Here is a 15,403-nt window from a genome sequence, read left to right on the forward strand (position 1 = left end):
GCCGCGGGGAACGTCGGGGCGCACCGGCCCGGGCGTGTGCCCGCGCACACGCCGGAGGGCGGCGCCCCCGTGGGGGGCGCCGCCCTCGTGGCCGTGCGCGTGCGGCGGTGCCGCGGGTCAGCCGGCGTTCGTGGCCGCCGTCTCCCCGCCTCGCTCCGGCGTCCCGGCGGTCGCGGGCTCCCAGCACTCCACTCCGGTCAGGTCCGGCAGGCGGTCGCGGGTGAAGACCGGGTTCAGGCCGGTGCGGCGCTGGGCGAGGTAGTCGTCCAGCAGCCGGAAGGCGATCACCGACAGCGGCAGGATGGCCAGCAGGTTGACCAGGGCCATGACTCCCATGGTGACGTCGGCGAGGTTCCACACCACGCTCACCGAGCCCAGCGCGCCCAGGAAGGTGGCCGCCAGGACCAGGCCGCGGTAGCCGAACAGCGCCGAGCGCTTCCCGGTGATGAACTCGATGTTGGACTCGCCGTAGTAGTAGTTGCCGATCATCGAGCTGAAGGCGAGCAGGAAGACCACCACCGTCAGCAGGTGGCCCGCCCAGCCGCCCAGGGTGTCCTGGAGGGCGGACTGGGTGAGGTCGGCGCCCTGGCGGCCGGAGAGCTCGGGGTTGGTGGAGAGGATGATGAAGGCGGTCATCGAGCAGACCACCAGGGTGTCGAAGAAGACGCCCAGGGTCTGCACCAGGCCCTGCTTGACCGGGTGGGAGGTCTCGGCCGCGGCGGCGGCGTTCGGGGCCGAGCCCAGGCCGGCCTCGTTGGAGAACATGCCGCGGCGCACGCCCTGCTGGATGGCCGCGCCGACGCCGCCGCCCACGACCTCGCGGATGCCGAAGGCGCCGCCGACGATGTCGGCGAACACGCGCGGCACCTCCGAGACGTTGAGCACCACCACGGCGAGGCCGACGACCAGGTACAGGAGCGCCATCACCGGGACCATGACCTGCGTGACGGAGGCGATCCGCCGCACGCCGCCGAAGACGGCGAGGCCGAGCAGCACCGCCAGCGCCGCGCCCACGGCCGGCGCGAACCAGCCGGGGGTGCCGTCGCCGAGCGATCCGGCGGTGACGGTGGAGATGGTGTTGGACTGCACGGCCGTGAAGACCAGGCCGAAGGTGAGGGTGATGACCACGGCGAAGACCACGCCCACCCAGCGCTTGCCCAGGCCGCGCTGCATGTAGTACGCGGGGCCGCCGCGGTAGGTGCCCTCGCTGCCCGGGGTCCGCTCGCGCACCTTGTAGAGCTGCGCGAGGGTGGACTCCACGAACGCGGAGGCGCCGCCCACGATCGCCATGACCCACATCCAGAAGACCGCGCCGGCACCGCCGAGGGTGATGGCGCTGGCGACACCGGCGATGTTGCCGGTGCCGATGCGGGCGGCGGCCGAGATGGTGAAGGCGCCGAAGGGGGAGACGGACTTGGTGCCGTCGCCGCGGGTCTCGGGCTGCTCCTTGATCACTCTGAACATCTCCGGGAGGAGCCGGAGCTGGAGGGCCCGCGACCGGAGGGTGAAGTAGAGGCCTGCCACCGCCACCAGGGGGATCAGCAGGTAGGTCCAGAAGTGGTCGTTGATCTCGACGATCAGGGTGTCGAGCGTGCTCATCGTGTCGTCGTCCAGGAGGTCGGGTGGGGGGACGGCTCCGGACGGATCGCGGAATGAAGAATTCCGCTTGGCCGCCCCTGGGAGGGTAACTGTCGGCACGTGCCCGGAACAGACCGTGCCCCGGTGCGTAATCTCACATCCTGGACAGCGTGGCCGCAAGACCGGATCCCGCGTCGCCGCTGCGCCGCGGGGGCCGGACGCGCCGAAGGGCGGCACCCCCGTGCGGGAGTGCCGCCCTCGTGGCCTGCTTCCGCGTACCGCTCGCGGGTACGCGCGGCGGGACAGCCGATCCGCTGGAGGCGGATCAGAAGTCCATGCCACCGCCCATGCCGCCGGCGGCGGCGTCGGCACCGGCCGAGGCCTTCTCCGGCTTGTCGGCGATGACGGCCTCGGTGGTGAGGAAGAGCGCCGCGATGGAGGCGGCGTTCTGCAGCGCGGAGCGGGTGACCTTGGCCGGGTCGATGATGCCCTCGGCGATCATGTCCACGTACTCACCGGTCGCGGCGTTCAGACCGTGGCCCGGGGTCAGGTTGCGCACCTTCTCCACGATGACGCCGCCCTCGAGGCCGGCGTTGACCGCGATCTGCTTGAGCGGGGCCTCCAGCGCGGCCTTGACGGCGGCGGCACCGGTGGCCTCGTCGCCCTCCAGCTCCAGCTTCTCGAAGACGTTGGTCGCCTGCAGCAGGGCCACGCCACCACCGGCGACGATGCCCTCCTCGACGGCGGCCTTCGCGTTGCGGACGGCGTCCTCGATGCGGTGCTTGCGCTCCTTCAGCTCCACCTCGGTGGCGGCGCCGGCCTTGATGACGGCCACGCCGCCGGCCAGCTTCGCCAGACGCTCCTGGAGCTTCTCGCGGTCGTAGTCGGAGTCGGAGTTCTCGATCTCGGCGCGGATCTGGTTGACCCGGCCGTTGACCTGCTCGCTGTCACCGGCACCGTCGACGATGGTGGTCTCGTCCTTGGTGATGACGACCTTGCGGGCGCGGCCCAGCAGCTCCAGACCGGCGTTCTCCAGCTTGAGGCCGACCTCCTCGGAGATGACCTGGCCGCCGGTGAGGATGGCGATGTCCTGGAGCATGGCCTTGCGGCGGTCGCCGAAGCCCGGGGCCTTGACGGCGACGGACTTGAAGGTGCCGCGGATCTTGTTGACCACCAGGGTCGACAGGGCCTCGCCCTCGACGTCCTCGGCGATGATCAGCAGCGGCTTGCCGGCCTGCATGACCTTCTCCAGGAGCGGGAGCAGGTCCTTGACCGCGGAGATCTTCTGGTTGGCGATCAGGATGTAGGGGTCCTCCAGGACCGCCTCCATCCGCTCCATGTCGGTGGCGAAGTAGGCGGAGATGTAGCCCTTGTCGAAGCGCATGCCCTCGGTGAGCTCCAGCTCCAGCCCGAAGGTCTGCGACTCCTCGACGGTGATGACGCCTTCCTTGCCGACCTTGTCCATCGCCTCGGCGATCAGCTCGCCGATCTGGGTGTCGGCGGCGGAGATGGAGGCGGTGGAAGCGATCTGCTCCTTGGTCTCGACCTCCTTGGCCTGCTCCAGCAGGGCGGCGGAGACGGCCTCGGTGGCCTTCTCGATACCGCGCTTGAGGGCCATGGGGTTGGCGCCGGCGGCGACGTTGCGCAGACCCTCGCGGACGAGCGCCTGGGCGAGGACGGTCGCGGTGGTCGTACCGTCACCGGCGACGTCGTCCGTCTTCTTGGCGACCTCCTTGACCAGCTCGGCGCCGATCTTCTCGTACGGGTCCTCGAGCTCGATCTCCTTGGCGATGGACACACCGTCGTTGGTGATCGTGGGGGCGCCCCACTTCTTCTCAAGGACGACGTTGCGGCCCTTGGGGCCGAGCGTGACCTTGACGGCGTCGGCGAGCTGGTTCATACCGCGCTCGAGGCCGCGCCGCGCCTCCTCGTCGAACGCGATGATCTTGGCCATGTGAAGTGGTCCTCCCAGACTTTGGGGGTCTCCCCGGCCCGGAGGCTGGGGGAGGATTTCTCCGGACCGCTCTGGCGCCCGCGACGGACGGCCCGCACTCCCGGGGTTCCCTGCTCCACCGGGCTTGCGCACCTCACCGAACCGGTCCTCGTGCTGTCACTCTCACCTTCGGAGTGCTAACGCAATGATTAGCACTCGACCCCTCCGAGTGCAAGCGCGTCCGGCCTCCGAAGCCTCCGCGCGCCCGTGCGGACGGGGCGCGGAGAGGAGCGGGACGCCGCCGCGGGGCCGGCCGGGGACACGACGGAGGGCCCGCGCCCCGTACGGGGCGCGGGCCCTCCTGTGCCGTCTACTGCTGTTCTGGTGCGAGTGGCCGGCGCTTCAGGCCGTCACGCGGACCATGTCCGCCTGCGGACCCTTCTGACCCTGCGAGATCTCGAACTCGACTCGCTGTCCTTCCTCAAGGGTGCGGTAGCCGTCCATCTGGATCGCGCTGTAGTGGACGAACACGTCCGCACCACCGTCGACCGCGATGAAGCCGTACCCCTTCTCCGCGTTGAACCACTTGACGGTGCCTTGAGCCATTCCTAACTCCCCTATTGCTGGCCCTTGCACGAGTCCACACTCCGCGGACCCGGGTCAGATCTCACCCCCCGGCGAGAGGGGGTGTGCGCCGGAACGCGTCGACCGCGGCCGAATGTATCCGGGCAGACGCCCTCCGCAACAGGTCTTCCGGATGAGAATTCCGGTCACGTCGGATTACCGAAAAACACATGAACGACAGGAAAGTGGGGCAACCCGGGCCGGGCATAGCGGACCAACACGACAATTGCCGCAGCGAATTTGGGCGCAAGTTGTCGCGTTCTTGTGGGCGCCGGGGCGCACATTCGGGGGGAGGCACGCTCACTCTACCGTTCCCGAGAGGGCGGAATTGACAATTCCGCTCATCGCCCGGGGAGCGGAGGTCCGCAGGGGGCGCGCACGCCGGCGGCCCCGCCTCCCGGTCTGTTCCGCCGGGAGGCGGGGCCGCCTGTACGCGCCCTCGGAGGAGGCCGCCGGCGGTGGGCGGCGGCCGTCAGCAGCCGCCCGCGACGGCCGGGATGATCGAGACGTTCGCACCGTCCGGGGTCGGCGTCTGGAGGCCCTCGGAGAAGCGGACGTCGTCGTCGTTGACGTAGACGTTCACGAAGCGGCGCAGCTTGCCGGAGTCGTCCAGCACCCGGGCGGATATGCCCTGGTGGTTCTTGTCCAGGTCCGCCAGGACCTCGGCCAGCGTCGCGCCCTCGGCCGTCACCTCGGCCCGGCCCCCGGTGTACGTGCGCAGGATCGTCGGGATACGGACGGAGACACTCATGCCAGGCCAGCCTCTCGGAAGGAGTCCAGGTTGGGACGGATGATCGCGGACGGTCCGGTGGTCGGCGCCACCGCGTCCAGGGTCTTCAGGCCGTCGCCGGTGTTGAGGACGACGGTGGTCAGGGACGGGTCGAGCACGCCCTGCTCGATCAGCTTCTTCGTCACGCCGACGGTCACGCCGCCCGCGGTCTCCGCGAAGACGCCCTCGGTGCGGGCCAGCAGCTTGATCGCCTCGACGACCTGCTCGTCGTTCACGTCCTCCACGGCGCCGCCGGTGCGGCGGGCGATGTCCAGGACGTACGGGCCGTCGGCCGGGTTGCCGATGGCCAGGGACTTGGCGATGGTGTCCGGCCGCACCGGGCGCACCACGTCGTGGCCCTCCTTGAAGGCCCGCGACACCGGCGAGCAGCCCTCGGCCTGGGCGCCGAAGATCCGGTACGGCCTGTCCTCGACCAGACCCAGCGCGATCAGCTCGCGCAGCCCCTTGTCGATCTTGGTCAGCTGGGAGCCGGAGGCGATCGGGATGACGAGCTGGTCCGGCAGCCTCCAGCCGAGCTGCTCGCAGATCTCGTACGCCAGGGTCTTGGAGCCCTCCGCGTAGTAGGGGCGGAGGTTGACGTTGACGAACCCCCAGCCCTCGCCCGCGGGATCGCCGATCAGCTCGGAGCAGAAGCGGTTCACGTCGTCGTAGGTGCCCTCGATGCCGACCAGGTCGCCACCGTAGACCGCGGCCATCACGACCTTGCCCTGCTCCAGGTCGTGCGGGATGAAGACGCAGGAGCGCAGCCCCGCCCGGGCGGCGGCGGCGCCGACCGCGCCGGCCAGGTTGCCGGTGGAGGAGCACGAGAGGGTGGTGAAGCCGAAGGCGCGGGCGGCCTCGACGGCGATGGCGACCACCCGGTCCTTGAAGGAGTGCGTCGGGTTGCCGGAGTCGTCCTTGACGTACAGGCCGCCGGTGACGCCCAGCTCGCGGGCGAGGTTGTCGGCCTTGACCAGCCTGGTGAAGCCCGGGTTCATGTTGGGCTTGTCCGCCACGTCGGCCGGCACGGGCAGCAGCGGGGCGTAGCGCCAGATGCTGTTCGGTCCGGCCTCGATCCGCCTGCGCAGGCCCTCCGGGTCTCCCGCGGGCAGCTCGTACGCGATCTCCAGCGGCCCGAAACACGCCTCACAGGCGAAGACCGGTCCGAGGGGGAAGCGCTCACCGCATTCGCGACAGGAGAGCGCAACGGCGGGACCGAGCGAGATATCGGTGCTGCTTGCAACAGTCTGCACAGCCATGGATGGCGAGGCCCTTTCTCCTCATCTTCCCCGGACGTCCCTCGTCCGGGCCGGAATTGGCACCTTCCCCACCGTGGCCTCGGACTGTTGTGAACGAGTGCCGGCGGGAGGGTTGCCGGGGCTTCAACGGGCCGTTCCCTCTGCCCCTCTGGATGAGCTCTATGGCACCCGGCCATTACCCTGACCGGGGCGTTTGTGCACGCCGGTGTCCCGAGATGCGAAACTCCCATGCGCTGCCCAAGACTGTAACCGACACCTCCGGCATTCAGGTCGGCCGTCCGAACCGCGAGACGAACCGCATACGAGCCGCGCGGGACGCGGCGCACAGGTTCCGGGAGCGGAGGCCCGGGAACACGGCACCGGCGGCAGGCGGCGGGCGGACCCGACCCCGCCCGGCCCGACCGCGACCCGATCACGACCCGATCACGACCAACGCCGAAAACGTTCGGGAAACCCCGCTCCCCCAGAATGCCTGGGACGCCGGGGACACCCGGGACGCCGAGGACTAGGGAGGCGACACGTGCTGGATGAGGTCGACCACTGGCTGGAACGACGCTCCTGGAGCGCTGTCGACCGCCCGCTGCCCCGGCTGCTGGCCGCGAAGCGGGCGGCCGGGCCGGCGGGCAGTGTGAGCGTGGTGCTTCCGGCACTCAACGAGGAGGCGACGGTCGGCGACATCGTCGCCGCCATCCGCAGCGAGCTGATGACCGAGGAGACACCCCTGGTCGACGAGCTGATCGTGGTGGACTCCGGCTCCACCGACCGCACCTCCGCGGTCGCCGCGGCCGCGGGCGCGAAGGTGGTGCACCGGGACGAGATCCTGCCCCGGCTGCCCACCCTGCCCGGCAAGGGCGAGGTGCTGTGGCGGTCGCTGCTGGTCACCAGCGGGGAGATCGTCTGCTTCGTCGACGCGGACCTGCGGGACTTCGACCCGGTCTTCGTCTCGGGCATCGTCGGCCCCCTGCTGACCGATCCCGACGTGGCGATGGTCAAGGCGATGTACGACCGCGCCATCGGCGACAGCCGGGTGGGCGGCGGCCGGGTCACCGAGCTGGTCGCGCGCCCCCTGCTCAACCTGTACTGGCCACAGCTCGCGGGCGTCGTCCAGCCCCTGGGCGGGGAGTACGCCGCCCGGCGCTCCCTGCTGGAGCGGCTCAGCTTCCCCGTCGGCTACGGCGTCGAACTGGGCCTGCTGGTGGACGCGCTGCGCACCGTCGGGCTCGACGCGCTCGGCCAGGTCGACGTGGGCGTGCGCAAGCACCGCAACCAGGACGGGCTGGCCCTGGGCCGGATGGCCGCCGCCATCTACCGCACGGCCCACGTACGGCTGGCGCGCGGCCCGCTCATACGCCCGGAACTGACCCAGTTCGAGCGCACCCCCGAAGGGGGCTTCGTCCCCCGCACCCACCCGGTGGACACCGAGGAGCGCCCGCCGATGTGCACGGTCCCGGAGTACACCCGGCGCCGCGCCGCCTGAAGGACCGGAAAGGGGCCGCCCGCCCCGGCGCGCGCCGGTCCCCCGGCACGTGCCGGGGCGCTCGCACGTCCCCCGGCGTCCCCCCGCGTCCTTCCGTGCTCTCCCGCGTCCTTCCCGGACGGTTCCGGACGGCTTCCGGGGCGTTCGGCCCCGTCCGCGCGGCCACCGGACCGAATCGGCCCGTCCGACCGTCCGTGAGCGCCGTGTGACGAGAACCGCACGTTTGCGCGGTACGGACAGCGGCTAGGTTCGGGGCATGGTCACTCGGCACCAGGTACTCGTCGCGTCCAACCGCGGGCCCGTCTCCTACTCGGTCGGCGAGGGAGGCGACCTGACCGCCAAACGCGGCGGCGGCGGGCTGGTCTCCGGCCTGTCGGCCGTCAAGGGCGACGCCGTGTGGGTGTGCGCGGCACTGGGCGACGGCGACCGCGAGGCCGTCCGGCGCACGGAGGGCCGGCTCGACCCGGCCGACACCGGCGGCCAGACGGTGCGGATGCTGGACATACCGCCGGAGGTCTTCTCGGACGCCTACAACGGCATCGCCAACTCCGTGCTGTGGTTCGTCCACCACATGCTCTACCAGACGCCGCTGGAGCCCGCCTTCGACACCGCTTTCGACCGGCAGTGGCGCTCCTACGAGGCGTACAACGCGGCGTTCGCCGACGCCCTCGCCGAGGAGGCCGCCGAGGGCGCGGCCGTCCTGGTGCAGGACTACCACCTCACCCTCGTCCCCGGCATGCTGCGCGAGCGGCGCCCCGACCTGCGGATCGGGCACTTCTCCCACACCCCCTGGGCGCCGCCGGACTACTTCCGGATGCTGCCGGACGACCCGGACGGCGGGGTGGCCGCCGAGGTGCTGCGCGGCATCCTCGGCGCCGACCGCGCCGCCTTCCTCACCCAGCGCTGGGCCAACGCGTTCACCGAGTGCTGCGTGAAGCTGCTCGGCGCGGAGGTCGCCGTGGGCGACGACGGCGAGATGGTGGTGACGCACGAGGGCCGCACGACGCGGGTGGGCGTCCACGGCCTCGGCGCCGACGCGGACTTCCTGCGCGAGCGCTCCCGGCGCCCGGACGTGGACGAGCGGATGGCCGCGCTGCGCGAGCAGATCGGCCTCGACCGGGACGGCAACGCCCGCAGGACGATCGTCCGGGTGGACCGCACCGAGCTGTCCAAGAACATCGTCCGCGGCCTCCACGCCTACCGCCGGCTGCTGGACGACCACCCCGAGTGGCACGACCGGGTCGTCCACGTCGCCTTCGCCTACCCCTCCCGGCAGGACCTGGCCGTCTACCGCGACTACACCGCGGAGGTCTCCCGCGTCGCCGAGCAGATCAACGCGGCGTACGGCACGGAGGACTGGACGCCGGTCGTCCTCCACGTCAAGGACGACTTCGCGCGCTCGCTGGCGGCGTACCGGCTGGCCGACGTCGCCCTGGTCAACCCCATCCGGGACGGCATGAACCTGGTCGCCAAGGAGATCCCGGTGGTCTCCGACCACGGCTGCGCGCTGGTCCTCTCCCGCGAGGCCGGGGCCTTCGCCGAGCTGGCCGAGGACGCGATCACCGTCAACCCCTACGACATCGGCGCCACCGCCGACGCCCTCCACCGGGCGCTGTCCATGGAAGCGGGCGAGCGCGCCGAACGCACCAAGCGGCTCGCCGCCGCGGCCACCGCCCTGCCGCCCACGGCCTGGTTCACCGGCCAGCTCGACGCCCTGCGGAGCTGACCGGGGTGCGGCGGGCGCGAGCCGCGCCCGCCGCACCCCGGGGGGCGCGAGCCGCGCCCGCCGCACCCCGGGGGCGCGTCCGCCGGTCAGGCCGCCAGGGCGTCCGCCAGCCTCCCCAGCAGGCCGACGACCCCGCCGGGCCCGTCCACGACCAGATCCGCCCGCTCGGCCAGCGCCGTGACCTCCTCGCTGCCGCTGCACACCAGCAGCCCGGGCAGGCCCCGGCCGCGCAGCCGGTCCACCGCGTCGTACGCGGCGAGGTCGCCCAGGTCGTCGCCGCCGTAGAGGACCGAGCCGGCGTCCGTCTCGTGGAGGAAGTCCGTCAGGGCCGCGCCCTTGTCCATGCCCGGGGGCCGCAGTTCCAGGACGAACCGGCCGGGCTCGACGGCCAGGCCGTGCTTTCCCGCCAGCTCGGTCAGGGGCTCGCGCAGCAGCTCGAAGGCGCCCTGCGGATCGGCGGCGCGGCGGGTGTGGACGGCGACGGCCCGGCCCTTGTCCTCGGTCCAGGTGCCCTCCGGGGCCCCCGCCTTCTCCAGGACGCCGGGCAGCTCGGCCCGGACGGCCTCCACACCGGGGGGCGGCGGCGGGGCGGTGACCTCGCCCGTCGCGGCGTCCCAGCGCTCGGCGCCGTACGCGCCGAGCACCACCAGATGCTCCAGTCCCTCCGCCCCGGCGAAGCCGCCGTAGCGCGCCGCCACCTCGGCCGGGCGGCCGGTGACGATCACCACCGCCCGCAGCACGGGCGCCAGCCGGGCCAGGACGGGCACGGCGTCGGGGTGGGCGCGGGCCCGGTCGGGGTCGGGGACGATCGGGGCGATCGTCCCGTCGAAGTCGAGGGCGACCACGGCCCGTCCGGGGTCGGCCAGCAGCGCGGCGAGGCCGTCGCGCCCGGCGGGGGTGGTCGGTTCGGGGAGCTGCTCGGAAAGGGGATGAGAGGAGTGGCTGCCCATGCCCGGCACACTACCCAGCCACGGCCGCCCTATCTCCGCCCGCTCCGCACCCGTCCCCGCTGCCTCTTCCGCACTCGCTACCCGCGTAGATCGCGCCGGGCGTCCCGGCGGCGCCTGAGGCGGTTGACCGTGACCGGGTCGTGGACGAGGGCGCGCGGGTCGTCCAGGAGGGCGTTGAGGAGCTGGTAGTAGCGCGTGGGCGAGAGGCCCAGGCGTTCGCGGATCGCCCGCTCCTTCGCGCCGGGACTCGGCCAGCCGCGCCGCTCGATGGCGAGCACGGCCTTGTCCTCCTCGGACAGGCCGCCCTCGTTCGACCGCTCGCTTCCGGTGCTCACCTCTCCAACCTACTGCCGCGCTCGGACACCGCCTCCCGGCCTCGCCGGGCCGCCCCGGGGCTTGTACCCCGCCCCGCGCCACGCCGCGTATCGCTTCGGCAACGGTTCTTCATCCCCCGGGCCGCGGCTGCTATCCACGTCCCTGTACCCCCGGCGCAGAACACCCGCCGGCCGCCCGCCGACCCCGACCCCGTCCTCGTCCTCGTCCCAAGGAGCCTTCGCATGGCCGCCGCAGAGCAGTCCCGCACCGCCGCCGAGATCGCCACCCAGCCGGGCGCGTGGCGGCGGGCGGCCGAAGCGGCGGCGGACGCCGCCGGCGTACTGCCGCGCCCCGGCGAACGGGTGGCGGTGACCGGCTGCGGCACGTCCTGGTTCATGGCCCAGGCGTACGCGGCGCTGCGCGAGGCGGCCGGGCAGGGCGAGACGGACGCCTTCGCCGCCTCGGAGTTCCCGGTGGGACGCGCGTACGACCGCGTCGTGGCGATCACCCGGTCCGGCACCACCTCCGAGGTGCTCCGCCTGCTGGACGAATTGCGGGGCCGCGTCCCGGCCACCGCCCTGACCGCCGCCCCGGACACCCCCGTCGTGGAGGCGGCCGACCACGTGGCCGTGCTGGACTGGGCCGACGAGGAGTCCGTCGTCCAGACCCGCTTCGCCACCTCCGCCCTGGCGCTGCTCCGCGCCGCCCTGGAGCGGCACGGCGAGCCGCCGGCCGGGGTGAAGCCGGTGGAGCGGGCCGCGGTCGACGCGGAACTGGCCGTCACCCAGCCGCTGCCGGAGTCGGCGCTCACCGCCGAGCAGTGGACGTTCCTGGGCCGCGGCTGGACGTACGGGCTGGCCCTGGAGGCGGCGCTGAAGATGCGCGAGGCGGCCGGGGCGTGGACGGAGGCGTACCCGGCGATGGAGTACCGCCACGGCCCCATCGCCGTCACCGGCCCGGGCCGGGTGGCCTGGCTGCTGGGCTCCCTGCCGGAGGGCCTCTCCGGCGACGTCGCCAAGGTGGGCGGCGCCCTGATCGCCGAGTCCGACTGCGCGGCCACCGGCGAGCGCGCGCTCGACCCCATGGCCGACCTGATCCGCGCCCAGCGCCTGGCCGTCGCCCTGGCGGAGGCCGCCGGCGCGGACCCGGACCGGCCCCGCAACCTCACCCGCAGCGTGATCCTGCGCTGACGCGGCGGAGCCGCCCGGGACGGCAGGTGGTCAGGGGGTGGCCGGGGCGGAGCAGCCGTGGTGCTTCGCCGACGCCTCGGCGAACGCCTTCAGCGCAGCCCGTCCGTACGCCTTCTCCTCCTCGGTCAGGCCGCCCCAGCCCCTGTTCAAGGGGCCGGCGGTGAACAGGGCGGTCGCGCCGTCGAACGGGGTCGGGCAGTCGGCGGCGGTCCAGAGGACTCCTCCGGGCAGCACTCCGTACGGCGACTGCTCGGAGGGTGTGTCGGCGTACGCGTAGTTGCGGCGCCAGTCGTCCCACACGTGCTCCGCGTACGGGCCGTAGAAGGCCCGCAGCACGTGGAGCCGGGTGCCGCCGCTGTTGCCGACGACGCACTCCTCCCGCGGAGCACCGCCCCGCGCGTTCTCCCAGGCCCGTGCGAAGGTACGGCCCCGGGCCGGCACTCCCTCGCACGTCCCGTCCGCCTCGCCGATGGGGACGTCCTCGTCCTCGGCGACCGGCAGCGGCACCGCGCCGATCCGTCCGCCGAACCGCGCCTCGCAGCCCCAGCGTTCGGCGGCGGCACGGGCCGTGGCCGTGGTCAGGCGCACGACGGCGATCCGGCGGTCGGGGTCGTCGAAGGTGCCGGTCTTCTGCGCCCGGACGGTGACCAACAGGTCACGGCGTCCCCCGGCGCACTCCAGGAACACGGCGGCGGTGCCCTCGTCCTCCGGGGAACGGCCGGTCAGGGAGAAGAAGCCGGTCCAGCCGTCCGCCAGGGGCGCGGGGGCCTCCGCACCGACTCCCGGGTAGAGCCCCTTGTAGAACGCCTTCCGTCCCTCGACCTTCCGCGTCTCGGGGGCGCCGTTGACGCTCACCTCGATCGAGGGTCTGTTGTGGTCGAGGCTCTTCTCGGACGCTCCGTGGCCGAGGCGGCATGCGACGTTCAGCGCCTCGTCCACGCGTTCGAGGCCGCCCCCGCCGCGTTCGGCTTCCGGGTCCCTCTTCCACGGGCCGGCTCCGAGTACCGCCCGGGTCTCGCGTTCGGGGAGCACGCCGTCGCACGCGCTGCTCAGCGGGTCGCCGGCCGCCTGCCCGCCGCCGTCCCCCCTGAGCCAGAGCCACCCTCCGGAGAGCAGGAGCAGCGCGCCAAGGACCGCCCCGGCCACGGTCATCCGCCGACGGCGATGCGCCATTCCTCGACCTCCCCCAGGATCGTCGTGTTCCGGCAGCCCGCCCGCGCGGGCCAGCCGCCGGAGGCCTTGAGGTAGCGGTCGAGCACGGCCCTGACCTCCCTCGACAGCTCCTCGCGCGCCTTCCTGTCCAGCTTCGTACCGGACCCGTACTCCGGTTCGTCCCCGCGGACCTCTTCCAGCAGGTACCCGAGCTCGGGTGTGATGGCGACCCGGTGGAACGTCTGTCCGCCGTCGCACACGGACTCCGCCCACAGGGCCAGGGACGGCAGGGCCCCGCGCAGCGGTGCCGGCGCGAACTCCCCCCGGGAGGCCGGAACCCAGTCCTCCGGGTCGTTCTCCAGCTCCGGTCCGCCGCTGCGGGGCTCGTCGCCGTATTGGTGGAGCTCGCCGCCCTGGTAGAACCAGCGCGCCGTGACACCGGAGGCGCTGATCGCGCTGATGCCCTTGATCTCCTTCGGGCGGCGGTGGCCGTCGAAGACGGCGCGGCACTCCCCCCGGGCAGTGTCGAAAGCCGCGTCTCCCGACACGTCCCACTTCCCCACCTCGTCCTCTGTCCGTCTGGGGTGGCCCATGGCCTCGGGGTCCAGCCAGGCGCACAGGCCGGTGCCCCTCGGGCGGGGCGTGGCCGGGTCCTCCGGTTCGGTCTCCTCGCCGCCGGCTCGTGGGGCCCGTTCCAGCCGGCCGAGCGGCTCGGTGCCGCATCCCCGGCGCTCGCTCACCCAGTCGGCGATGCGTACGGCCCAGTCGGCGACCGGCAGGCCGTCGTCCTCTTCGTCCACGGGCATACCGACCGACACCTTCAGGTCCGTGCCCAGGCGGAACCGTCCGGGAGGGGCCTTCGGGCAGGCGATGCGCAGCACGGCGTCCCAGCCTCCCTCGCTCATTCCGCCCGAGAAGCCGTCCGGCAACCGGTAGGGGAAGGGTTCGGGGTACTCGCCGTCGGGCTCTTCGTCACGGGGGGACCAGGGCGCCACGCGCACCTGGACCTGCTCGCCGTCGTTCCAGCCGAGCCGGCAGTCGACCAGCGCCCGGCTCTCCTGGCCGGGGTCGAGGAGCGTGCCGTACTGCGCCGTCCGGACGGCGGAGTCGTCGGGCAGGAACTCCGCGAGGTGGCCGACGGGCAGCAGGCCGGCGCACGCCTTCTCCGCCCGGGCGCGGTTGGCGCTCAGGACCTCGGCGCGCCGCTCGGCGCGTTCGGCCGACTCCGCCCTGACGAGGACGGTGGCGGTGACGGCGGTGACGACCGCGCACGCCACGAGGGCCAGGACTCGTTTCCGTCGCCACGAACGTCTCATGTCTCCCCCCTCCGCCGGTGGGCGACGCTACCAAAGGCGGCGGGAGCCGGGCCGGAACACCGGACGGGCGGACACCGGAGCGAGACGTAGATCGAAGAGTGGACTAGACCTTTCATGGCAGTCACGCGACACTGTCCCCGTGACTGCTCGGGACAACGCCACCGCCGCGAACGGCACCGCCGCGTACGTCGTCGCGCTCGACGTGGGCGGCACCGGGATCAAGGCCGCCCTCGTCGGCGCCGACCACTCGCTGCTGCACCAGGCGCGGCGGCCCACCGGCCGGGAGGCCGGGCCGGACGCCGTGGTCGGCACCGTGCTCGCGTTCGCCGAGGAGCTGTGGGAGGCCGGGGTCGACCGCTACGGCGTGCCGCCCGCCGCCGTGGGGGTCGCCGTCCCCGGGATCGTCGACGAGGCGGAGGGGACGGCCGTCTACTCCGCCAACCTCGGCTGGCGGGACGTCCCCCTGCGGGAGCTGCTCGCCAAGCGGCTGGACGCGCCCGCCACCCCGATCGCCCTGGGGCACGACGTGCGCACCGGCGGGCTCGCCGAGGGGCGGATCGGGGCGGGCGCGGGCGTGGACCGCTTCCTCTTCGTGGCCCTGGGCACGGGCATCGCCGGCGCCATCGGCATCGACGGCCGGGTGGAGCCCGGCGCCCACGGCGGTGCGGGCGAGATCGGCCACGTCACCGTGCGCCCCGGCGGTCCCGAGTGCGGCTGCGGCCGGCGCGGCTGCCTGGAGCTGTTCGCCTCCGCCGCCGCCGTGGGGCGGGCCTGGGCGGCGGCGTGCGGACGCCCGGGGGCGACGGCGGCCGATGCCGCCGCGGCCGTGGAGGCCGGCGATCCGCGGGCGGCGGCCGTCTGGCGGGAGGCGGTGGACGCGCTCGCCGAGGGCCTGGTCACGGCCCTGACCCTGCTCGACCCGCGGGTGCTGATCGTCGGCGGCGGGCTCGCCGAGGCGGGCGGGACGCTCCTCGGCCCGCTGCGCGAGGCGGTGCGCGCCAGGGTCACCTTCCAGCAGCTCCCCACGATCGTTCCGGCGGCCCTCGGGGACGCCGCCGGGTGCCTGGGCGCGGGGCTCCTCGCCTGGGACCTACTCTCCGCGGAGGTTTAGAGC

13 protein-coding genes and 1 riboswitch are annotated in these 15,403 nt (G+C 73.3%); of the genes, 4 read left to right on the top strand and 9 right to left on the bottom strand.

Annotation, left to right across the window (positions count from 1 at the left end; all coding sequences use genetic code 11):
• Positions 1–117 precede the first annotated feature (117 nt).
• From ABD358_RS03400 to thrC, 5 genes are all read right to left on the bottom strand, one after another.
• Positions 118–1,599: an alanine/glycine:cation symporter family protein gene (locus ABD358_RS03400; RefSeq protein WP_344629288.1), complete on the bottom strand. Its 1,482-nt coding sequence runs from the start codon at positions 1,597–1,599 to the stop codon at positions 118–120.
• 304 nt (positions 1,600–1,903) lie between these two features.
• Positions 1,904–3,532 (bottom strand): chaperonin GroEL, encoded by a 1,629-nt coding sequence (gene groL / locus ABD358_RS03405; protein WP_344629289.1) that lies wholly within the window; start codon positions 3,530–3,532, stop codon positions 1,904–1,906.
• 381 nt (positions 3,533–3,913) lie between these two features.
• A complete protein-coding gene (locus tag ABD358_RS03410; RefSeq protein ID WP_004986573.1) occupies positions 3,914–4,117 on the bottom strand; it encodes a cold-shock protein in 204 nt (67 codons plus the stop codon).
• Between the two features lie 490 nt (positions 4,118–4,607).
• Positions 4,608–4,886: a MoaD/ThiS family protein gene (locus ABD358_RS03415; RefSeq protein ID WP_344629290.1), complete on the bottom strand. Its 279-nt coding sequence runs from the start codon at positions 4,884–4,886 to the stop codon at positions 4,608–4,610.
• Complete coding sequence (gene thrC, locus ABD358_RS03420) at positions 4,883–6,163, bottom strand: threonine synthase (protein WP_344629291.1); 1,281 nt, start codon at positions 6,161–6,163, stop codon at positions 4,883–4,885. Before thrC ends, ABD358_RS03415 begins: the two co-directional genes overlap by 4 nt.
• 18 nt (positions 6,164–6,181) lie before the next feature.
• Positions 6,182–6,322: riboswitch (SAM riboswitch) on the bottom strand.
• 361 nt (positions 6,323–6,683) lie between these two features.
• Here thrC and ABD358_RS03425 point away from each other — a divergent pair.
• Both ABD358_RS03425 and ABD358_RS03430 read left to right on the top strand, forming a co-directional pair.
• Positions 6,684–7,640: a glucosyl-3-phosphoglycerate synthase gene (locus ABD358_RS03425; protein ID WP_344629292.1), complete on the top strand. Its 957-nt coding sequence runs from the start codon at positions 6,684–6,686 to the stop codon at positions 7,638–7,640.
• 256 nt (positions 7,641–7,896) lie between these two features.
• Entirely contained in the window at positions 7,897–9,366 is a 1,470-nt protein-coding gene (locus ABD358_RS03430) for an alpha,alpha-trehalose-phosphate synthase (UDP-forming) (RefSeq protein ID WP_344629293.1), read from the top strand.
• Positions 9,367–9,452: 86 nt separating this feature from the next.
• Here ABD358_RS03430 and otsB read toward each other — a convergent pair whose 3' ends face one another.
• Together otsB and ABD358_RS03440 are read right to left on the bottom strand one after the other, a co-directional pair.
• Positions 9,453–10,316 (bottom strand): trehalose-phosphatase, encoded by an 864-nt coding sequence (otsB, locus tag ABD358_RS03435; protein WP_344629294.1) that lies wholly within the window; start codon positions 10,314–10,316, stop codon positions 9,453–9,455.
• Between the two features lie 77 nt (positions 10,317–10,393).
• Positions 10,394–10,651: a DUF3263 domain-containing protein gene (locus tag ABD358_RS03440; protein WP_344629295.1), complete on the bottom strand. Its 258-nt coding sequence runs from the start codon at positions 10,649–10,651 to the stop codon at positions 10,394–10,396.
• 222 nt (positions 10,652–10,873) lie between these two features.
• On the opposite strand from ABD358_RS03440, the gene ABD358_RS03445 reads away from it, so the two are divergent.
• Positions 10,874–11,821 (top strand): SIS domain-containing protein, encoded by a 948-nt coding sequence (locus ABD358_RS03445; protein WP_344629296.1) that lies wholly within the window; start codon positions 10,874–10,876, stop codon positions 11,819–11,821.
• 30 nt (positions 11,822–11,851) lie between these two features.
• Here ABD358_RS03445 and ABD358_RS03450 read toward each other — a convergent pair whose 3' ends face one another.
• Together ABD358_RS03450 and ABD358_RS03455 are read right to left on the bottom strand one after the other, a co-directional pair.
• Positions 11,852–12,994, bottom strand: coding sequence for a hypothetical protein (locus tag ABD358_RS03450; RefSeq protein ID WP_344629297.1), 1,143 nt, complete (start codon positions 12,992–12,994; stop codon positions 11,852–11,854).
• Positions 12,970–14,289 carry a hypothetical protein gene (locus ABD358_RS03455; protein ID WP_344629298.1) on the bottom strand — a complete coding sequence of 440 codons (1,320 nt, stop codon included), beginning with the start codon at positions 14,287–14,289 and terminating at the stop codon, positions 12,970–12,972. Before ABD358_RS03455 ends, ABD358_RS03450 begins: the two co-directional genes overlap by 25 nt.
• Positions 14,290–14,428: 139 nt before the next feature.
• Between ABD358_RS03455 and ABD358_RS03460 the strand changes: the two genes are divergently transcribed.
• Entirely contained in the window at positions 14,429–15,400 is a 972-nt protein-coding gene (locus ABD358_RS03460; RefSeq protein WP_344629299.1) for an ROK family protein, read from the top strand.
• The last annotated feature ends 3 nt before the right edge of the window (positions 15,401–15,403 follow it).

This window comes from Streptomyces glaucosporus (assembly GCF_039533345.1).
Classification (GTDB): Bacteria; Actinomycetota; Actinomycetes; order Streptomycetales; family Streptomycetaceae; genus Streptomyces; species Streptomyces glaucosporus.